The sequence below is a fragment of the Ruegeria sp. HKCCD7559 genome (assembly GCF_013110575.1).
Classification (GTDB): Bacteria; Pseudomonadota; Alphaproteobacteria; order Rhodobacterales; family Rhodobacteraceae; genus Ruegeria.
Window position 1 is genome coordinate 137,994 of record NZ_WVQU01000005.1, and the last position, 19,411, is coordinate 157,404.

Below are 19,411 nucleotides of genomic sequence, written 5' to 3' on the forward strand. Positions count from 1 at the left end.
GTGTTTTCAAGATACAAAAAGCAACCCGCAGCGCAGCCCGTCAAAACGCCGGCACAACCGGCTGAAACAGCGGCGTCTTCTGCACAGGCGACACCTGTCGCGACTGCGGTGGCACGCAAACCCGTGAAAAAGATTGCTGGTGAGGTCACAAGTTCAGACAAAGACCGCAAACGCAAGGAGCGGTTGGGTGAGATCAAGATCGAACTGCACCGCGAACTGCTGGAGAACCTGAACCTGGCCGCGCTGGAAAACGCCGGCGAAGCCGAGTTGCGCGCTGAAATCAGTGCTATCGCCAGTGAAGTTCTGGAAACACGAAACATTGTTCTGAACCGCGAAGACCGGTCCCAACTGAACAAGGAACTGTATGACGAGGTGACGGGCCTTGGCCCGCTCGAGGCGCTGCTTCAGGACGATTCGGTCAACGATATTCTGGTGAATGGTCCACAACAGATTTTTGTGGAACGTGCCGGCAAGCTGGAACTCAGCGACATTACCTTTAAAGATGAAAAGCACCTGATGCGGATCATCGACAAGATCGTGTCCGCCGTGGGCCGCCGCGTCGATGAATCCAACCCGTATGTTGACGCCCGTCTGGCCGATGGATCGCGTTTCAATGCCATGGTGCCTCCGATCGCGGTGGACGGATCGCTTGTTTCCATTCGTAAATTCAAGAAAGACAAGCTGGGTATTGACGACCTGGTCAATTTCGGTGCGTTCACCGAAGAAATGGCCGCCTATTTGCAGGCCGCCGTGTCCACGCGACTGAATATCATCGTTTCCGGGGGTACGGGTTCGGGTAAAACGACCACGCTCAACGCCTTGTCCAGCTTCATCGACGATGCCGAGCGGATCCTGACCATCGAGGACACGGCTGAACTTCAACTGCAACAGACGCATGTGGGTCGGATGGAAAGCCGCCCGCCCAACGTGGAAGGCAAAGGTGAAGTCAGCCCGCGCGACTGTCTGAAGAACGCCCTGCGTATGCGTCCTGACCGTATCATCGTGGGTGAGACACGCGGCGCCGAGGTCATCGACATGTTGCAGGCCATGAACACCGGTCACGACGGATCAATGACCACGATTCACGCCAACTCGGCCCGTGACGGCATTTCACGTCTGGAAAACATGATCGCGATGGCCGGGATCGAAATGCCGATCAAGGCGGTCCGCAGTCAGATCGCCTCGGCTGTGAACCTGATCGTGCAGGCCAGCCGCCTACAGGACGGTTCGCGCCGGATGACCTCGATCACCGAGATCACCGGGATGGAAGGGGACGTGATTTCCATGCAGGAAATCTTTCGTTTTCAACGCGTTGGCCTGACACCAGACAACAAGATCATCGGGCATTTCACCGCCACTGGCGTCCGGAGCCACTATTCGGAACGGTTCCGTCTATGGGGCTTTGACTTGCCAGCGTCCATCTACGACCCAACCACAATGTAGGAGAACCGGGTATGCAATTGCCTATGGAGGCGATCATTTATGTCGCCATCTTTGTGGGGGTCCTTGCCTTGGTCGAGGGCATCTATCTTGTCGCCTTCGGCAAGTCCATTAGCCTGAACAGCCGCGTCAACCGGCGCCTGGATATGCTGGAAAAGGGTGCCGGACGCGAACAGGTGCTGGAGCAGCTGCGCAAAGAGATGCAGCAGCATATGAAATCGCAGAGCATTCCTCTGTATTCACTTCTTGCTGACAAGGCGCAAAAGGCTGCAATCGCGTTCTCTCCACGTCAATTGATTATGATCATGGGTCTGGTATCAGCCATGGCCTTTGTCGGTTTGAGCATTGGCACCGCTACGGACACGGCACTTCGTATCGTTGTTTCCATCGCGATCGGCATCGGCGGCGTTTACGCCTGGGTAAACCACAAGGCCAAGAAACGCATGGGAATGATCGAAGAACAACTGCCCGATGCGGTTGAGCTGATGGTACGATCTCTGCGTGTTGGCAATCCATTTGTGTCGACGATTCAGGTGGTTGCAAACGAAGTTCAGGATCCGCTGGGAACCGAATTTGGCGTTATCGCTGATGAATGTGCCTATGGTCGCGATGTGGGCGAGGCGCTGAAGGACATGGCTGAACGTCTGGACATGCAGGATATGCGCTTTCTTGCCGTAGCCGTGGGTATTCAGCAGCAATCTGGCGGCAACCTGGCCGAAATTCTGGCCGGATTGGCAAAGGTGATCCGCGCCCGTTTTCGCCTGTTCCGTCGGGTCAAGGCGATTACGGCCGAGGCGCAATGGTCCGGCAAGTTCCTGTCCGGGTTCCCTGTTGCCTGTCTGATTTTTATTCTGGTCAAGGACCCGGGCTATTACGACGACGTGTTGGATCACCCCTGGTTTATTCCCGCGTGTTTTGTTGTGGCGATCCTGCTGACATTGAACCTGATCGTCATGAAAATCATCACCAACATCAAGGTCTGAGGGCAGCACCATGGAAATCCTGACCAGCATCAATGACCTGTTGACCCAGCACCTGGGTGAATTCGGACCGCTTATCGTTGTCGGCGTACTTGGCCTGCTTATGGTTCTGGTCGCTGTCACACTGATGATGAAGCAGCCGGAAGACCCCCTGAAGAAACTGCAAAGATCGAATGCGGCTCCTCCAAAGCAGAAAAAAGGGAAGAAAGAGCAGCTTCGAAACTCGAGCCGAAACGAACAGCTTGAGAAGTTTGCAACTTTCCTCGAGCCCAAGAACGAGGAAGAATACTCGGCCGTCGAGCTGAAGCTGCGCCAGGCGGGCTACAGGTCGAAGGATTCGGTTCGGTTCTTCCACTTTGCGCAGTTTTCCTTGGGGATCCTTGGTATTTTCATTGGTGTTCTGCTGGTCACGGTTTTTTCCGGCGGCCAGGAATTTACCGGAACACAGATGATGATCCGGGTGCTTGTCCCCGGCGCGATCGGCTATTTCGCACCCAAATACTGGATCACGCGACGGGTCGAAGAGCGGAAGGAAGCGATCACCGCCGGTTTTCCCGATACGCTTGATCTGATGCTGGTCTGCGTCGAGGCCGGTCAATCGCTGGATCAGGCCATCGTTCGCGTGGCCAGTGAAATGAGCGCGTCTTATCCGGATATCGCGCAGGAATTCGAAACCGTCGCGTATGAAATGAAGGCCGGCAAGGACAAGGATACCGTCCTGCGCGACTTCGGCGTGCGCTGTGGCGTTCAGGACGTGAACTCTTTTGTCACCGTTATGATCCAATCGGCAACATTTGGTACATCAATCGCCGAGGCGTTGCGGGTTTACGCCGGTGAGATGCGCGACAAACGCGTGATGCGCGCCGAGGAGGCCGCGAACAAGTTGCCGACCAAGATGACTCTTGTCACAATGATGCTGACGGTTCCACCGCTGCTGATTATTCTGGTTGGCCCGTCGGCAAATGTTATTTCGAGTTTTGGACGCTAGGTCGGATAGAGCCATATGAAAGCTGAATTCAGGTGCTTCCCTTCCGGGTTTCGCCTAATGTTCCGGGCCACCATGGTTTTTGCCATGGTGGCTTCTTGTACAGAAGGCCTGTCACCCAACGGTTTGGATGCACCGGGAGTTGACACCAAAGGTCAGGCCGAGGACAGCATCGAGGTCGGAAACAGATTGATGGCCGCCGGAGAATACGAACTGGCGCTTCAAACCTTTACCCGGGCCGCGCTGGAACAGGGTATGACGCCCCAGGTCCTGACGTCTCTGGGTACCGCAAATGTGGGGCTACGCCGCTTGGGACAGGCCGAAAAACTTCTGCGCAGAGCCGTCGAAGACGACACGGACTGGCCGGTGGCCTGGAACAATCTGGGTGTCCTGCTGATGGAAAAACAGGAATACCCCGAGGCCGCGCAAGTGTTTCAGCGTGCCTATGCGCTGGACAATGGCGAAAGTGACGCAATCCGGGACAATCTGCGCTTAGCACTCGCAAAAATGGAAAATCCTGTTAATAATACCCCACAAGAACAACAAGAATACACACTGGAGCAGCTTGGCGACGGGCAATTCACGCTACGCAAGATCCAGTAATTGAGGCGAGAGCAGTAAAGGACGCAAAAAATGCGCCAGCAATTCTTGATTCCGAGTGTTGTTATCAGTGGTCTGATCCTTTCGGCCTGTGCAAAGGAAACCGAAGAGGAAAAGGTTGAACGAACGTTTCAGGAAGTGAACGTTATTGACGAAACAAACCTGAGCGATGTGCTTCTGAGCGCCGCAGATCCAAACGAAGCGGTGACCTATTTCCACGGCGCAGCGCTCAAGAACCCGGACCGGATCGATCTTCAGCGCGGACTGGCAATTTCTTTGGGCCGTGCCAAACGCACGACCGAGGCCGTGACCGCATGGAAGCGCGTCACAACGATGAAGGGCACGAACGCCGCGGACAAGGTTGAATACGCGGACGCATTGGTCCGAAACGGCGACTGGTCGCAGGCGAAAACCGTTCTGGATTCGGTTCCCCCAACCTTTGAAACCTTCAAACGGTATCGCCTCGAGGCAGTCGTTGCGGATTCCCGGAAAGAGTGGAAACGCGCGGATCATTTCTATGAAACCGCTGTCGGGCTGACGACACGTCCTGGCAGTGTGATGAACAACTGGGGATATTCCAAACTGACCCGCGGCGAATATGCCGAAGCGGAGCGGTTGTTCTCGGAAGCGATCCGTCAGGACAACTCGCTGTTTACTGCCAAGAACAACCTGGTTTTGGCCCGATCAGCGCAAGGCAACTATAGCCTGCCAGTCGTCCCGATGACTCAGGTCGAGCGAGCGCGTCTGCTCAACACGATGGGTATTTCGGCAGTCAAACAGGGCGATATAACCACCGCCAAGAACCTTTTCCGCGAAGCCATTTCAACCCACCCGCAGCATTTCGACGAGGCGGTCCGCTCGCTTCGGGCGCTTGAAGGGGCCTGACACATGCAAATACCCGCAGTGGCAGCGGCCTGGTTTCTGCCGTTTGTGCTGCCGATCTGCTTTTACGTGGCCTTCACGGATATGCGTGAGATGCGGATCAAGAACCATGCAGTCCTTGCGCTGACGCTGGTTTACATCGTGATAGGACTGATCGCCATCCCGCCCTGGTCTACAGGCAGTGTCGGCGGCAACCTGGGGCCGATCACCGTGTCTATGCCGGTCTATTTCTGGCAACTGCTGCATATCGTCGTGGTTTTGGTCATTGGTATCTTCCTGAACGCCGCGGGCACCATGGGCGCTGGCGATGCCAAGTTTCTGGCCGCCGCATCGGCGTTTGTCTGGCTGGGCGATCTGCGAATTATGCTTATGATCCTGACCGCCTGTATTCTGGCTTCCGTGGTCACTCATCGTTTGGCCAAGATCACAAGGCTGCGCACGATCGCGCCGCATTGGGAAAGCTGGAGCCGGGGCAAACAGTTTCCGATGGGTTTCGCCTTGGGCGGATCATTGGCGATGTACCTGATTCTGGGCACTGTTCTCGGATCGTAAACTATCATCAGCGCGCCTTGCCGCTGCCTTTGTCCCGCCACAAAGCTGGTTCATTTTCTTCAAGACGCCCGTTTTCGGGTTCTTGGCGTGACATTTTGATGGACGAGCACCGCGCATGAATATGCAGAATTCCTCTGTTATGGCCCCCCCTGCCCCCAAAGGTCTGGGCGAAATGAAGCTTCCGCTTGTAATGATGCGGGACATTCTGCTGAAGACGATTTTTCGCAAAAACGCGAGCACGGTATCAGAAGTCGCCGAAGCCATCTGTCTGCCTGGTTCGGTAACACAGGAACTGGTCGATATCGCGCGCGATCAGAAACTGCTTGAAGCGACCGGGACACTGAACGCCAATAGCGGCAATGAGATGGGATATCAGCTGACCGATGCAGGCAAGGCCCGTGCGCTGGATGCGCTGAGCCAATCCGAATATTTCGGCGCAATGCCGGTGCCGTTGGATGTCTATCGCGAGCAGGTCAAACGCCAGTCGATCCGAAATATTCAGGTCACGCGAGAGCAACTGGTTGGCGCAATGGGTCATCTGGTTCTGCCCGACAGCCTGCTGGACCATCTGGGCCCGGCGGTCAGTGCGGGCCGATCGATTCTGATGTACGGTCCTCCGGGCAACGGTAAATCCTCAATCTCGAACGGGATCCGGGATGCGTTGGGTGATAACGTCTATGTGCCCTACGCTATCGAATATGCGGGTCAGGTGATCACGGTCTATGACCCGATCGTGCACACGGCGATCGAACAGGAGCCGGACGACCCCAACAGCCTGCGTCGTCGCAAGCGGTTCGATTCTCGCTATGTGCAATGCGAACGCCCTACCGTCGTAACCGGTGGTGAGCTCTCGCTCAGTATGTTGGATCTGGTCTACAATCCGACCGCCCGAACCTATCAGGCCCCCTTGCAGCTGAAATCCACCGGTGGCATTTTCATCGTTGATGACCTTGGCCGTCAGGCCGAACCGCCGCAGGCGCTGGTCAACCGTTGGATTGTCCCGCTTGAAGAAAACAAGGATATCCTCGGCCTTCAATCAGGTGAAAAGTTCGAAGTTCCGTTTGACACGCTGGTCATCTTCTCGACCAACTTCCACCCCAATGAGATCTTCGACCAAGCGGCCTTGCGCCGGATCTTCTTCAAGATCAAGATTGACGGCCCCAATCAGGAGAACTTCCTGAAAATCTTTGCCATGGTGGCCCGCAAACGAGGTATGCCGCTGGATGAGGCGGCATTGGTGCACCTGTTGAAGGTCAAGTACCCGACCATCAACAATATTTATGCCAACTACCAACCGATCTTCCTGATCGATCAGATGATCTCGATCTGCGAGTTCGAAGGCATCCCTTATCAGATGAGCCCGGACCTGATTGACCGTGCCTGGGCCAACATGTTCGTAAAAGACGAGAAAATCGTCAAATAACGCCGTGCCAATCCCTCCTCCGGGCGGGTAATCTGCAACCATGACGCAGATTCCCGCTCGGATTGGTACGTGGTTCTCCTCCAAAGGTTGGTCCATCCACCCACATCAGAAAGAAATGTTCGACCGGGCGAAGGAACCGGCAACCCTGCTGATCGCCCCAACCGGTGGCGGCAAGACCATGGCCGGATTTCTGCCTTCCCTGTCCGAACTGGCCGACGGGGACCACAACGGGTTGCATACACTCTATGTCTCGCCGCTCAAGGCGCTGGCGGCGGATATCAAACGTAACCTGCGCACCCCGGTGGATGAGATCGGCCTGCCCATCCGGATCGAGGATCGCACCGGTGACACCTCGGCCACGCAGAAGAAACGCCAAAGGGCCGATCCACCCCATATCCTGCTGACCACACCGGAAAGTCTGGCACTGCTGACCTCGTACAAAGATGCGCCGCGCATGTTCGATGGGGTACAGCGGATCATCGTCGACGAAGTCCACGCGCTGGCGGAAAGCAAGCGCGGCGATCAGCTGATGCTGGCCCTGGCACGTCTTCAGCGCCTCAACCCGGGTCTGCGTCGTGTAGGCCTGTCAGCCACAGTCGAAGACCCTGCGGCAATTGCCGGCTTTCTGGCGCGCCACCCGGACGCCTGCCGGATCGTGCAGGCCGATCCCGGCCCGGACCCGGACATCCAGATGCTGGAAACAACGGAAACGCCGCCCTGGTCCGGCGGAGGCGCGGCCTATTCGATTCCGGCTGTGCTGGACCAGATCCGGCGGCACAAGACCACGCTGATCTTTCACAACACCCGCGCGCAGGCCGAAATCTACTTTCACAATCTGTGGCTGGCGAATGACGACGGCCTGCCCATCGGCATCCATCATGGCAGCCTTGACCGGCAGCAACGCGAGCGGGTCGAGGCCGCGATGGTGCGTGGCGAATTGCGCGCCATCGTCTGCACCGGCAGCCTCGATCTGGGCATTGATTGGGGCGATGTCGATTTGGTGATTCAGATCGGTGCGCCCAAGAACGTCAAGCGGCTGGTGCAAAGGATTGGTCGGGCCAACCACCGCTACAACGCGCCTTCCAAGGCGCTGCTGGTTCCTGCGAACCGTTTTGAGGTTGTCGAATGCGTCGCTGCGCTCGAGGCCGCCAAAGCCCATGACCTGGACGGAGAACCCCGAGGCCCCGGCCCCCGCGATGTGTTGTGCCAGCACATTCTGATTGCGGCCTGTGCCGGGCCCTTTGACGCTGATGATCTATATGCCGAGATGACATCCGCGGGACCTTACGCACAGTTGACCCGATCCGAATTTGACGCCTGTCTGGATTTCTGTGCCACCGGTGGCTACGCCTTGCGCGCCTATGATCGCTGGCAAAGGTTACAGCAGCGCGCCGACGGGCAATGGCAATTGCGCGATCCCCGCGCAGCGTCGCGCATTCGCATGAATTTGGGCACGATTCAGGACACGGATACACTCAAAGTTCGCCTTAGACGCAGCCGTGGCGGTAAACCGTTGGGCGAAGTCGAGGAAGCCTTTGCTGCTTCGCTGACCCCCGGCGATACCTTCCTGATCGGCGGACAGATTGTGCGGTATGAAGGTCTGCGTGAAATGGTGGTCGAAGTCAGCCGTCGCGCCGATCGCAAACCAAAGATCGCGACCTTCTCGGGCACGAAATTTGCGACCTCAACGCAACTCAGCGACCGCATTCTGCGCATGTTCGCCCAAACTGACTGGCCGCACCTGCCTTCCCATACGGCTGATTGGCTGGACTTGCAGCGCCAAATGTCCCGCCTGCCTCAACGCGATCGTCTGCTGATCGAAAGCTTTCCAAGCGACGGGCGAGAGCATCTGTGCGTATACGGATTCGCCGGCCGCAACGCGCAACAAACACTGGGGCTGCTGCTGACCAAACGGATGGAGGAAACCGGTTTGGCGCCGCTGGGGTTTGTCGCTACAGACTATGCCACGCTGATTTGGGGTTTGGATGCGGTCACTGACCCACGCCCTTTGTTTCAACCCGAAGCGCTGCGTGACGGGCTGGACACATGGCTGGCAGGCAACGCAGTCATGAAGCGTACCTTTCGCGCGTCGGCCACGATTGCCGGTCTGATCGAACGCAACTTGGCCGGGCAACGTAAAACCGGGCGGCAAGCCACGTTTTCGTCGGATATTCTCTATGACACTTTGCTGAAATATGATCCCGATCATCTGTTGATGCAGATCACCCGCGAAGAAGCCATGCGCGGGTTGGTTGACTTCGGTCGGATCGAGGCAATGCTGGCGCGCATCGGCGACCGCATCGACCTGCTGCGTCTGGACCGCATTTCCCCACTGGCCGCGCCGCTGTTTCTTGAGGTCGGAAAGGTACCTGTCAAAGGAGCCGCCGAAGAAAGGCTGCTTGCCGAAGAAAGCGCCCGCCTGCTGGAAGCCGCCGGGTTGGACCAGCTTTGAAGCCCTTGCGCAAGATGTGGAATCAGGTCAAGAACGTATCATGAACGTGTGTGAATTTTCCTTTGCAAACCAGCAACTCGCTGCGTTGCCGTCTGGCGCATTATGGTGGCCGGCGCGGCGACTGCTTTGTGTTTCGGACCTGCATCTGGGAAAATCAGAACGTATGGCCCGACGGGGCGGGGCTACGCTTCCGCCTTATGACAGTCGCGAAACGCTTGACCGGCTGGCGCGCGATCTGGAACACACCAACGCCGAAACCGTCATCTGCCTGGGTGACAGCTTTGACGATCTCGAAGCGGCCCAAACCTTGCCCGACGCAGAAGGGTTGAGGATTGCGACTTTGCAGGCCGGGCGCCAATGGATCTGGATCGAAGGGAATCACGATCCCGGCCCGATCGAGATGGGGGGCTCTCATCTGGTCGAATGGCAGTGCGGCCCTCTTGTCTTTCGTCACATCGCCCAAGATCGGCCGCAAGGTGAAATTTCAGGCCATTTTCATCCGAAAGCACAGATTCGGACAAAAGGAAGGCACATTTCCCGGCCCGCCTTTCTGCTGGACAGAAACCGGCTGATCCTGCCTGCCTACGGAACTTACACCGGGGGGTTGCGCAGTTCGGATCGGGCACTTTCCGATCTCATGGGCTCGGACGCAATGGCCATTCTAACGGGTCCGCAACCACAGATGATCCCAATGCCGCGTTGAGTTCAGATCAACCCGTCTTCTTCCAACTTCGGTTTGTACTTGCGGCTTACTGGAACCAGATCGCCGTTCATCAGGCGCAAAAAGGTTTTACCCGCTTTTTTTTCAAGCCCAACAATGGACGCGTCTACCACCCAATGTGACCGGTGCGAACAGTGCCCGGGGACCGGCTCCATCTCGGCAATTGCGTCCGTAAAGCGCGAGCGGACCGTGAACGTGCCTTCTGAAGTGACAATATCCACATTGTGGTCCCTGACCGTCAAACGATGGATTTGACCATCGAAGTCAGGCGGCAGACGCCTGATCAGGCGCGGCTTCTCGGCGTCCGGGGTCGAGGCCATCAATGGGTTCAGATCATTGCGTTGCACAAGAACCAAACCCGTTGCAAACAGGACCCCATATACCGCTACGGTCTGGGCGCCAGGTACTATGTGGCCCCCGCACGTGAACAGGACCCACGCCAATATCCAAAGGGACGGCGTGAACAGAACCAGGATCAGTGCCGCGAATGCCAGATCACGGACGGGAACATTCAACAGAACAGGGTTTTTCTGCATCAGCTTGCGCGCCAAACCGGTGACTGTCAGGGCAAGGACCATCACCCCGGTCCAGAAAAGAAGACGCAAACCGAAGCTCAGATCCGCGACCAGAAACGGAGGAAACGCGTAGGCAAGCAAGGGAAGAAAGACAAGGCCCGCCGTCACTCGCTGTGGGGTACAAGCATTCCGAATAGTGTTAATCCCAGACGTCATACCGCTTTTGTGCATGACTCAACAAAATTCAACCTTAGCACGACACGCACTGATGCACCTTACCTGTAACCAACTGGGAATACTGGGATATCACGATTTCTTAAGCTGTCAAACCCATTCAGGGCAAAATGGCTACAGCGTGCAACGATTGTCTCGCGGGGTCACGCACAACCGAAGAGTGTGCCGGGCCGATATGATCGACCCGACCAGATTGCCTTAGGCAGTCAAACCTTCGGGTTCGGGCAGAGCGTTGGCGCGGCAGCACGCAGTCAAAGTGTTGGCCAACAGGCATGCAATGGTCATTGGACCTACACCACCCGGAACCGGAGTGATGGCGCCAGCACGCTGGGACGCGCTGGCATAGTCCACGTCACCGACCAGCTTGTTCTTTCCGTCGCGTTCGATGCGGTTGATGCCTACGTCGATCACGGTCGCGCCTTCCTTGATCCAGTCGCCCGGAACCATCTCGGGGCGGCCAACAGCGGCAACAACGATGTCGGCGCGGCGTACGACATCCGGCAGATCCTTGGTGCGCGAATGCGCGATGGTCACGGTGCAGCTGTCGCCCAGCAGCAGCTGCGCCATCGGTTTGCCCACAATGTTCGAGCGGCCGATCACAACGGCGTCCATGCCGGAAAGCGAACCGTGGTGGTCACGCAGCATCATCAGGCAGCCCAGCGGGGTGCAGGGCACCATCGATTTCTGACCGGTGCCCAGAAGGCCCACGTTCGAAATGTGGAAGCCATCCACATCCTTGGCCGGGTCGATCGAGTTGATCACCAGATCCTCGTTCAGGTGTTTGGGCAGCGGCAACTGAACCAGAATGCCATGCACGGCCGGGTCGTTGTTCAGCTTGTCGATCAGCGCCAGCAGGTCTTCTTCCGACGTCGCGGCGTCCAGTTTGTGCTCGTACGAGTTCATGCCGACTTCAACGGTCATTTTGCCCTTCGAGCGGACATAAACCTGGCTGGCTGGGTCTTCGCCCACAAGAACCACGGCCAGGCCGGGGGTGATGCCGTTTTCTTCTTTCAGCTTTGCGACCTGATCGGCAACTTGACCGCGCACTTTTGCGGCAAAGGCCTTACCGTCGATAACCTGAGCTACCATACTTCGATCCCTTCTTTCAAAAAACGGATCGGGCGCACAGAACGCCCGGTCAGTCAGTCGGTGCCAATCACGCGCTCTTCGCGTGCAATCGACCAGTCAATCAATATGCGCCACAGCTTCTCGGCCAGATCCGGGTCCATCCCCAGCGCGTCCGAGCTTGCACGCACGCGTTGCACCACCTCTTCGACGCGTTCCGGGATACGGGCCGGAAGGCCCTCGCCCGGTTTCAGCTGCGACGCGCGGTCGATATAGCTGGCGCGTGTCACCAGCATTTCGATCAGTTGGCGATCCAGCTTGTCGATCTCAGCCCGCAGCTCCTGCATCGTGTTGCAGTTCTGAGGCGGTGTCAGAGTGGGCATCGTCATCTCCTCATGGCCCGGGAATGAATCCCCGGACCACGAGATGTCCTATTCGGCGGCTTAGAACAAGCCCTCGATCTCACCTGCGTCATTGAGGCAGATGGTTTCGGCAGCCGGTTTGCGGGGCAGACCAGGCATGGTCATGATCTCGCCGCAGACGACCACGATGAAGCCTGCGCCCGCGCTCAGGCGTACCTCGCGCACCGGAACCGAATGGCCCGTGGGTGCACCGCGCAGCGATGGGTCGGTCGAGAAGGAATACTGCGTCTTGGCCATGCAGACCGGCAGGTTGCCATATCCGGCTTCTTCCCATTCACGTAGCTGGTTGCGGATCTTGTTGTCAGCCAGAACCTCGTCAGCGCGGTAGATGCGCTTGGCGATGGTTTCGATCTTCTCGAACAGAGGCATATCGTCGGGGTAGATCGGTGCGAAGTTCGCGGTGCCACCTTCGACGATTTCGACGACTTTCTCGGCCAATGGGGCAGACCCTTCGGAACCCAGCTCCCAGTGACGCGATAGAACCGCCTCGACGCCGTGCTCGCCACAATAGTCTTTCACCGCCTGAACTTCGGCATCGGTATCGGTGACGAAGTGGTTGATCGCGACGACAACCGGTACACCGAAGGATTTCACGTTCTCGATGTGACGGCCAAGGTTGGCACAGCCTGATTTGACGGCCTCAACGTTTTCCGCACCCAGATCGGCCTTGGCAACGCCTCCGTTCATCTTCATTGCCCGCACGGTCGCAACCAGCACCACAGCCGACGGGGCAATGCCCGCCTTGCGGCACTTGATGTTCATGAACTTCTCGGCACCCAGATCCGCACCGAAACCGGCTTCGGTCACGACATAGTCGGCAACTTTCAGAGCGGTCTTGGTCGCGATGACCGAGTTACAGCCATGCGCGATGTTCGCAAACGGGCCGCCGTGGACGAAGGCCGGGTTGTTTTCCAGCGTCTGCACCAGGTTCGGCTGCATCGCGTCCTTCAGCAGAACGGTCATTGCGCCTTCGGCCTTGATGTCACGGCAGTAGACCGGCGTCTTGTCGCGGCGGTAAGCAACGATGATGTCGCCCAGACGCTTTTCAAGGTCCTTCAGGTCGTTTGCCAGGCAGAGGATCGCCATAACCTCGGACGCCACGGTGATGTCAAAACCAGCTTCGCGCGGGAAGCCGTTCGATACACCACCCAGTGAAGCTGTGATCTGACGCAGGGCACGGTCGTTCATATCGACCACACGGCGCCATGCGACACGGCGGGTGTCGATCTCTTGCTCGTTACCCCAGTAGATGTGGTTGTCGATCATTGCCGACAGCAGCGAGTGCGCCGAGGTGATGGCGTGGAAGTCACCGGTGAAGTGCAGGTTCATCTCTTCCATCGGAACGACCTGCGCATAACCGCCACCCGCGGCGCCGCCCTTCATACCGAAGTTGGGGCCAAGCGAGGCTTCGCGGATACAGATCATCGCGTTCTTGCCGATGCGGTTCAGGCCGTCACCCAGACCCACTGTGGTCGTGGTCTTGCCCTCACCTGCCGGGGTCGGGTTGATTGCAGTCACCAGGATCAGCTTGCCGTCTTCGCGGTCCTGAACCGAGTTGATGAAGTTCTGGCTGACCTTCGCCTTGTCATGGCCGTAAGGCAGCAGATCCGCAGAGTCGATGCCGATCTTGGCACCGATTTCCTGAATCGGCTTTTTGTTCGCTTCGCGGGCGATTTCGATATCGGATTTGTAGCTCATTGGCCGGGGTCCTTGATTGAATACCGTGCAAAACCGACGCGGGGCGTCGGCGCTGTGCATTCCATACCCTTGTGTACAATCCCGATAGCCATGGATTCCGACATTCTGGCGTCGCGAAGCGTCGTAAGTTCGTTTCAGGGGTTTCTAATCGGAAACAAGCCCGTTTTCACAAGCCCAAACAGGTTGATCCGGAACAAACAGTTTCAGCCGGTCCCCCAGTTGAATGCGCCCCGGGCGTTCCACCCATCCCGTGACGCCCCGACGCCCGGCCGCCGCAGGTTTGAAAGCTGCGCCATGCCCCGGTTGATCCGCTTCGATCTCGCGCCCCGGCAGAACACAAGGGGCGTTTTCCATGTCCACTGTTATCGTCGCCCCGTTCGTTGCCTGAAGACGCGAGGACGGGGGAATATGAGAGAAATCCGGGATTCCGCGCAGCACAATGGAAGCCCCAAGATAGGACGGGTCAAGCTGATCCAACCCCATGTCCTGCGCAATTTGCTGCAACTCCTCCTCGGACAAAACTGAAAGCTGACGCACGTTGCGAATTTCAGTGCCTTTCGGGTAAAGGTTCGAGACCCGGACACAGGACGCCCGATTGAGGCCTTCGTGGCGCTCACCCTTCACGCCGTCAAAACCCAGATCCAGCGTATCAACAGCCTGGGCCCGCAAAGAGGTTCCCGCAGGGACATAGCCAAGCCAGACTGCTTCAGCGGCAAATTTGGTTTCACGCAAAAACGGCATAGCCTTCCCTTTTCATCCTTTTTCTTGCGCGCATATTGCCCGGCAAAACACCGATGAAAAGAAAAAAGACCCGGACTATGCGCCGGGTCTTTTTTGACTATGCGGTGGGTTCAGGCTCCATCCCGCCATCGGGCGGAGATTTCTTGGCCTTTGTCTTGGGAATGGCCGTGACACTGGGCGCGCTGCCTTCATCCGGCTTGTCGCCTTCATCATCCTCGCTGGGTGATTCACCGTTCATAACGCGCTTGATCTCATCACCCGTCAGGGTTTCGTATTCAAGCAGGCCCTGCGCCAGGCGTTCCCATGCTTCGTGCTGTTCGGTCAGAATCTGGTGCGCGCGCTCATAACCCTGCTGGATAAGGCGCTTCACCTCTTCTTCGATCAACTCTTTCGTATGGGCCGACACCGAGAACCCTGCGGTGTTGCCCTGATAGCCTTCATGCGCCTCGGCATAGTCGATGTTGCCAACCTTGTCCGACATGCCCCAGCGCATCACCATGGCACGCGCCAGCTGACTGGCCTGCATGATATCTCCGGCCGGGCCGTTCGAAACGTGGTCTTCACCGTATTTGATGACCTCGGCGGCTTTGCCGGCCATGGTCATGGCCAGCTTTTGCTCACACTCATCACGGTGGTAGTTCAGGCGATCCATTTCAGGCAGCGAAACCACCATACCCAGCGCACCACCGCGCGGAATGATCGTGGCTTTGTAGACAGGATCGCACAACGGCAGGGTCAGGCCGACAACGGCATGGCCGGCCTCGTGATAGGCTGTCTTTTCCTTCTGGTCCTGGGTCAGCACCATCGAGCGGCGCTCGGCGCCCATCATCACCTTGTCCTTGGCGTTCTCAAAGTCTTCCATGGTGACAAAGCGGCGACCCACGCGGGCGGCCATCAAAGCAGCCTCGTTCACGAGGTTCGCCAGATCGGCACCCGAGAAGCCCGGCGTGCCGCGAGCAATGATGCGCAGATCGACATCGGGGCCCAAAGGTGTCTTGCGTGCGTGCACGCCCAGAATCTTCTCACGGCCTTTGATGTCGGGGTTGCCAACGGTCACATTACGGTCAAAGCGGCCTGGACGCAGCAGTGCGGGATCCAGAACATCCTTACGGTTGGTGGCCGCCAGAATGATCACGCCTTCATTGGCCTCAAAGCCGTCCATCTCAACCAGCAACTGGTTGAGGGTCTGTTCGCGTTCGTCATTACCACCGCCGTAGCCAGCGCCACGATGGCGACCCACCGCGTCGATCTCGTCGATAAAGACGATACAAGGCGCATTCTTCTTGGCCTGTTCAAACATGTCCCGGACACGGGATGCACCGACACCCACGAACATCTCGACAAAGTCGGACCCTGAAATAGTGAAGAACGGCACACCCGCCTCACCCGCGATGGCACGGGCCAGCAAGGTCTTACCGGTGCCCGGAGGTCCGACCAGCAGCGCGCCCTTGGGGATCTTACCGCCAAGGCGGCTGAACTTCTGTGGATTGCGCAGGAATTCGACGATCTCTTCCAGTTCTTCCTTGGCCTCGTCGATGCCCGCGACGTCGTCAAATGTGACGCGGCCATGCTTTTCGGTCAGCATCTTGGCCTTCGACTTGCCAAAGCCCATCGCACCGCCTTTGCCGCCGCCCTGCATCCGGTTCATGAAATAGACCCAGACACCGATCAGCAACAGGAACGGCAACAGCGTGATCAGGAAAGACTGGAAGCCCGACTGCTGTTGCTTGACCGCTTGAACCGGGATGTTCTCATCGATCAAAAGCTTGGTGACCTCGGCATCGCCGGGTTTGATCGTGACGTAAGTTGCACCGCTCTCGGTCGTATAGCGGATCTGTTCACCATCCAGCGTCACGTTCTTGACTTCACCGCCTTGCACGGCGCCGACGAAATCGGAGTAAGTTCTTTCATTGCTCTGAAGCGTTCCGCCCGGTCCACTGAACAGATTGAACAGTGCAAGGATTAGCAGGAACAGAACGACCCAAAACGCGATATTGCGAGCGTTGCCCAAGGAAATTCTCCCAAAAGTTCCGGCAGGTGAGAAGCTGCCAAGTTACCTCTTAAAATAGAGAGGATTGTGGTATGTTCAATGCGATAAAAAAGATGCGTGGAACTCGGGCCATTCCGGCGTCGTGTCCGCGCGCCATCCATTCGCGAATCCCGCAAGCGGAGCGGCCAGCACCACGCCCCCCTTCCAGACCGCGGGCGTCGCACTCAAGGCCAGCCTGGGCCGGCCTGTTTCGCGCCATTCAGGCACCTGTCGCAGCCCGTCTTCACCCAGAGCGCGGATCTCGGCACCGGAAATTTCGGGACCGGTCAAGACCCATTTGCCATCCCAAACTTCGTCACGTGCTGAAATCCGAGCCTCCACGGCCTTGAATTCCCTGCAAATCCAAACACTCATCCCTTCCGGGACCAACAGGCAACCGCTGAGCGACCCTGCCCGCCCGTCGGTTATGGCCTTCATGGCCTGCTCGACCGCCGCCTGACGCGGGGGATATCCCTGCCCTGCGATCCAGGCAAGGCATCCAAGCAACACGCGGCGTCGGATTTCCTTGGGCAATGCGGCAAAACCGGCCCTGTTCACCTTCACGTCGCATTGTTCGATCTGGGCGACATTCCGTGCGGATTCCTGCGCAAAAACACCCAGGGCTGCATTGGCCTGCGCCAGATTGTCGGCCACTCGAGACAGTGAAAGCGCATCAATTCCCAGTGGTTTGAGGCCGGACATGGCCTCTCGTGCCTTGATCCGGTCGAAACGAGGGTCCTGATTCGACGGGTCTTCGACCCATGTTGCGCCGATACCGGTCAGGTAGGCTCTCAGATCCTTGCGTGTGATCCCCAGCATTGGCCGCAGCAATGTCACCCCTTCCCATTGCCGACTTGCCGACATGCCGGACAGTCCCGTGACACCTGATGAACGACCCAATCGCATCAGCAACGTTTCCGCCTGATCATCTGCCGTGTGCCCCAACGCGATGGCGTCGATTCCGCGCTGTTGCGCCCAACCGGCAAGCAGGCCGTAACGCGCCTTGCGGGCCTCGTCCTGAACATTGCCCGATCCGTCCCAACCCGCCCAATGCAAAATGTCATGCGGCAGCCCCAAAGCAGCGGCCTGGCGCGACACTGTCACGGCCTCCTGCGCTGCGTCGGGGCGCAAGCCGTGATCGACCGTGGCCACAAAAAGGGCGATCTCTTCGTTTTGGGCGACTTGATGCAAAAGATGCATCAACGCCACGGAATCCCCACCGCCCGAGACCGCCACGCCCAGTTTAGGCGGAAGCCTTTCGGGAAGCCGGGCGCGAAGCTCTGCAAGCAGGTTTTCGCTGTGACGGTTCAAGAACACCCCAGCGCAGACATCTCTTGCGTCGCATCCGCAAACGCCGGTGCGGATGGAAAGCGCACGCCAACTTCGTTGAGCGTGATGCAGGCCTGATCGGTCTGCCCCAGACGCCCCAGCGCCGCGCCCAACTCGAACAGCGCCTCGGGGGCAAATGCGCCTTCGGAATCTCCGGTAAAGCTTGCCAAGAACGCCCGTGCCGCTTCGCGGGTGTCGCCAAGGCCTTCGAGCGCACGACCCCGTTTCAGATTCGCTTCGGGCGCCAGGGGGCTGCCAGGATAGTTCGCATCAAACTGCGCAAACAAATCAGCCGCAGTCTGGTAATTCCCATCGGCCAGTGCTTGCGATGCCGCGTCGAAATCCGCCCGCTCGCCCACGGCCAGTTCACCCTGATCGGTTTGGGATGGCGTGGCAGGCGTGATGACGGCCGTACCTACATCTGTGCCCTCTCCGCCCAGTGTGCTGGTCGGTTCGCCTGAAATCTCGCAGTTTGCCTCAAGCTCGCACAGGCGGAACTCCAGATCTCCGATGCGATTGGTGCCGTCTGAGACGATGTTTTGCACACGCTGGTTAAGCTGCTCGGTCTGACGGGTCAGGCGTTGCAGTTCCGCTTCAATGGCGTCAACCCGATCGAGAACCGAACTGCCGGACAAGTTTGGCGCGGGCGATCCTGTGGTGGAAAACTCGCGCTTCAGACGCTGAATTTCCACATGCAGCACCGTCAGCTCCTGACGTATGTCGGCCAGGGTTTGCTGATCCTGTGCCTGTGCAACACCGGCTGTCGCCATGACCGCCGCCAATACCCATCCTGCCATACGCATTGTCTTACCCCAGTGTTGATCCGGTCAGCACAGTCACTGCGCGGCGGTTCTTGGAATAGCATTCCTCAACGCTGCAAATCTCAATTGGGCGCTCCTTGCCGTAGCTGACGGTTTTGAGACGGTTGCCAGCAACACCGCGCGAAATCAGATACTCACGAGCGGCATTTGCGCGACGCGCACCCAGCGCAAGGTTGTATTCGCGGGTGCCCTGCTCGTCCGCGTGACCTTCGATCGTGGCAACAAAATCCGGATTGGCCAGAAGCCAGTCCGCTTGCCCTTGCAACACGGTCTGCGCCTGTGGTGTCAGGGTGGACTGGTCCACGGCGAACAGAACACGATCCCCGACGGTCTGCTGGAAATACGCAGGCGAACGCGGGTCACTGGGCGAGCCCGGTACGATTGCGCCTGTGCTACCAGCACCGCTGCCGCCCAAGGCGGATGGGTCATTGTTCGTACAGGCGGCGATCACACTCAGCGCGCCCAACGCCAGGACTTTGCTCAATACATTCATTTCAAGTGCCTCGTGTTTTGATTGTTGCC

18 protein-coding genes are annotated in these 19,411 nt (G+C 58.1%); 9 read left to right on the plus strand and 9 right to left on the minus strand.

Translation table 11 applies throughout. From position 1 onward, the window contains the following. The 9 genes from GS605_RS14605 to pdeM all read left to right on the plus strand — a co-directional run bounded on the left by GS605_RS14605 (nucleotide 1) and on the right by pdeM (nucleotide 10,017). Entirely contained in the window at nucleotides 1-1,443 is a 1,443-nt protein-coding gene (locus GS605_RS14605) for a CpaF family protein (protein WP_171636855.1), read from the plus strand. An 11-nt stretch (nucleotides 1,444-1,454) separates the two neighbouring features. Then, nucleotides 1,455-2,423, plus strand: coding sequence for a type II secretion system F family protein (locus GS605_RS14610; RefSeq protein WP_117869719.1), 969 nt, complete (start codon nucleotides 1,455-1,457; stop codon nucleotides 2,421-2,423). Nucleotides 2,424-2,433: 10 nt separating this feature from the next. Further along, complete coding sequence (locus tag GS605_RS14615) at nucleotides 2,434-3,408, plus strand: type II secretion system F family protein (protein ID WP_171636852.1); 975 nt, start codon at nucleotides 2,434-2,436, stop codon at nucleotides 3,406-3,408. Between the two features lie 57 nt (nucleotides 3,409-3,465). Further along, nucleotides 3,466-4,008 carry a tetratricopeptide repeat protein gene (locus tag GS605_RS14620; RefSeq protein WP_371732270.1) on the plus strand — a complete coding sequence of 181 codons (543 nt, stop codon included), beginning with the start codon at nucleotides 3,466-3,468 and terminating at the stop codon, nucleotides 4,006-4,008. A gap of 30 nt (nucleotides 4,009-4,038) precedes the next feature. Next, the gene (locus GS605_RS14625; protein ID WP_171636850.1) at nucleotides 4,039-4,890 is read left to right on the plus strand and encodes a lipopolysaccharide assembly protein LapB; all 852 of its coding nucleotides are present in this window, start codon (nucleotides 4,039-4,041) and stop codon (nucleotides 4,888-4,890) included. A 3-nt stretch (nucleotides 4,891-4,893) separates the two neighbouring features. Then, nucleotides 4,894-5,439, plus strand: a complete 546-nt coding sequence (locus tag GS605_RS14630) for a prepilin peptidase (RefSeq protein WP_171724435.1) — start codon at nucleotides 4,894-4,896, stop codon at nucleotides 5,437-5,439. A gap of 115 nt (nucleotides 5,440-5,554) precedes the next feature. Further along, on the plus strand, nucleotides 5,555-6,862 hold the full coding sequence (locus GS605_RS14635) for an ATPase (RefSeq protein ID WP_171636847.1): 1,308 nt from the start codon (nucleotides 5,555-5,557) through the stop codon (nucleotides 6,860-6,862). Between the two features lie 40 nt (nucleotides 6,863-6,902). After that, nucleotides 6,903-9,314, plus strand: coding sequence for a ligase-associated DNA damage response DEXH box helicase (locus GS605_RS14640; protein ID WP_171724436.1), 2,412 nt, complete (start codon nucleotides 6,903-6,905; stop codon nucleotides 9,312-9,314). A gap of 40 nt (nucleotides 9,315-9,354) precedes the next feature. Then, the gene (pdeM, locus tag GS605_RS14645) at nucleotides 9,355-10,017 is read left to right on the plus strand and encodes a ligase-associated DNA damage response endonuclease PdeM (protein WP_171724437.1); all 663 of its coding nucleotides are present in this window, start codon (nucleotides 9,355-9,357) and stop codon (nucleotides 10,015-10,017) included. A 2-nt stretch (nucleotides 10,018-10,019) separates the two neighbouring features. Here pdeM and GS605_RS14650 read toward each other — a convergent pair whose 3' ends face one another. The 9 genes from GS605_RS14650 to pal all read right to left on the minus strand — a co-directional run bounded on the left by GS605_RS14650 (nucleotide 10,020) and on the right by pal (nucleotide 19,382). Continuing rightward, nucleotides 10,020-10,613, minus strand: a complete 594-nt coding sequence (locus GS605_RS14650) for a LytTR family DNA-binding domain-containing protein (RefSeq protein ID WP_245218136.1) — start codon at nucleotides 10,611-10,613, stop codon at nucleotides 10,020-10,022. A 369-nt stretch (nucleotides 10,614-10,982) separates the two neighbouring features. Then, nucleotides 10,983-11,873 (minus strand): bifunctional methylenetetrahydrofolate dehydrogenase/methenyltetrahydrofolate cyclohydrolase FolD, encoded by an 891-nt coding sequence (gene folD / locus GS605_RS14655; RefSeq protein WP_171636839.1) that lies wholly within the window; start codon nucleotides 11,871-11,873, stop codon nucleotides 10,983-10,985. Between the two features lie 53 nt (nucleotides 11,874-11,926). Continuing rightward, a complete protein-coding gene (locus tag GS605_RS14660; RefSeq protein ID WP_171636837.1) occupies nucleotides 11,927-12,232 on the minus strand; it encodes a chorismate mutase in 306 nt (101 codons plus the stop codon). 60 nt (nucleotides 12,233-12,292) lie between these two features. Next, nucleotides 12,293-13,969 (minus strand): formate--tetrahydrofolate ligase, encoded by a 1,677-nt coding sequence (locus tag GS605_RS14665; protein WP_171170859.1) that lies wholly within the window; start codon nucleotides 13,967-13,969, stop codon nucleotides 12,293-12,295. Nucleotides 13,970-14,113: 144 nt separating this feature from the next. After that, a complete protein-coding gene (locus GS605_RS14670) occupies nucleotides 14,114-14,710 on the minus strand; it encodes an MOSC domain-containing protein (RefSeq protein WP_171636835.1) in 597 nt (198 codons plus the stop codon). Nucleotides 14,711-14,807: 97 nt separating this feature from the next. Beyond that, nucleotides 14,808-16,721: an ATP-dependent zinc metalloprotease FtsH gene (gene ftsH / locus GS605_RS14675; protein ID WP_171636833.1), complete on the minus strand. Its 1,914-nt coding sequence runs from the start codon at nucleotides 16,719-16,721 to the stop codon at nucleotides 14,808-14,810. Between the two features lie 75 nt (nucleotides 16,722-16,796). Further along, nucleotides 16,797-18,056, minus strand: coding sequence for a tRNA lysidine(34) synthetase TilS (gene tilS, locus GS605_RS14680; RefSeq protein WP_371807763.1), 1,260 nt, complete (start codon nucleotides 18,054-18,056; stop codon nucleotides 16,797-16,799). Then, nucleotides 18,047-18,871, minus strand: coding sequence for a tol-pal system protein YbgF (gene ybgF, locus GS605_RS14685; RefSeq protein WP_171724439.1), 825 nt, complete (start codon nucleotides 18,869-18,871; stop codon nucleotides 18,047-18,049). Before ybgF ends, tilS begins: the two co-directional genes overlap by 10 nt. A 4-nt stretch (nucleotides 18,872-18,875) precedes the next feature. Then, the gene (gene pal / locus GS605_RS14690) at nucleotides 18,876-19,382 is read right to left on the minus strand and encodes a peptidoglycan-associated lipoprotein Pal (RefSeq protein WP_171724440.1); all 507 of its coding nucleotides are present in this window, start codon (nucleotides 19,380-19,382) and stop codon (nucleotides 18,876-18,878) included. Between the last annotated feature and the right edge of the window lie 29 nt (nucleotides 19,383-19,411).

Bases quoted from the DNA above. Each gene is read 5' to 3' on its own strand.
- GS605_RS14610 (WP_117869719.1), top strand. From the start codon at position 1,455: ATGCAATTGCCTATGGAGGCGATCATTTATGTCGCCATCTTTGTGGGG.
- GS605_RS14615 (WP_171636852.1), top strand. From the start codon at position 2,434: ATGGAAATCCTGACCAGCATCAATGACCTGTTGACCCAGCACCTGGGT.
- GS605_RS14620 (WP_371732270.1), top strand. From the start codon at position 3,466: ATGTTCCGGGCCACCATGGTTTTTGCCATGGTGGCTTCTTGTACAGAA.
- GS605_RS14625 (WP_171636850.1), top strand. From the start codon at position 4,039: ATGCGCCAGCAATTCTTGATTCCGAGTGTTGTTATCAGTGGTCTGATC.
- GS605_RS14630 (WP_171724435.1), top strand. From the start codon at position 4,894: ATGCAAATACCCGCAGTGGCAGCGGCCTGGTTTCTGCCGTTTGTGCTG.
- GS605_RS14635 (WP_171636847.1), top strand. From the start codon at position 5,555: ATGAATATGCAGAATTCCTCTGTTATGGCCCCCCCTGCCCCCAAAGGT.
- GS605_RS14640 (WP_171724436.1), top strand. From the start codon at position 6,903: ATGACGCAGATTCCCGCTCGGATTGGTACGTGGTTCTCCTCCAAAGGT.
- pdeM (WP_171724437.1), top strand. From the start codon at position 9,355: ATGAACGTGTGTGAATTTTCCTTTGCAAACCAGCAACTCGCTGCGTTG.
- GS605_RS14650 (WP_245218136.1), bottom strand. From the start codon at position 10,613: ATGGTCCTTGCCCTGACAGTCACCGGTTTGGCGCGCAAGCTGATGCAG.
- folD (WP_171636839.1), bottom strand. From the start codon at position 11,873: ATGGTAGCTCAGGTTATCGACGGTAAGGCCTTTGCCGCAAAAGTGCGC.
- GS605_RS14660 (WP_171636837.1), bottom strand. From the start codon at position 12,232: ATGCCCACTCTGACACCGCCTCAGAACTGCAACACGATGCAGGAGCTG.
- GS605_RS14665 (WP_171170859.1), bottom strand. From the start codon at position 13,969: ATGAGCTACAAATCCGATATCGAAATCGCCCGCGAAGCGAACAAAAAG.
- GS605_RS14670 (WP_171636835.1), bottom strand. From the start codon at position 14,710: ATGCCGTTTTTGCGTGAAACCAAATTTGCCGCTGAAGCAGTCTGGCTT.
- ybgF (WP_171724439.1), bottom strand. From the start codon at position 18,871: ATGCGTATGGCAGGATGGGTATTGGCGGCGGTCATGGCGACAGCCGGT.
- pal (WP_171724440.1), bottom strand. From the start codon at position 19,382: ATGAATGTATTGAGCAAAGTCCTGGCGTTGGGCGCGCTGAGTGTGATC.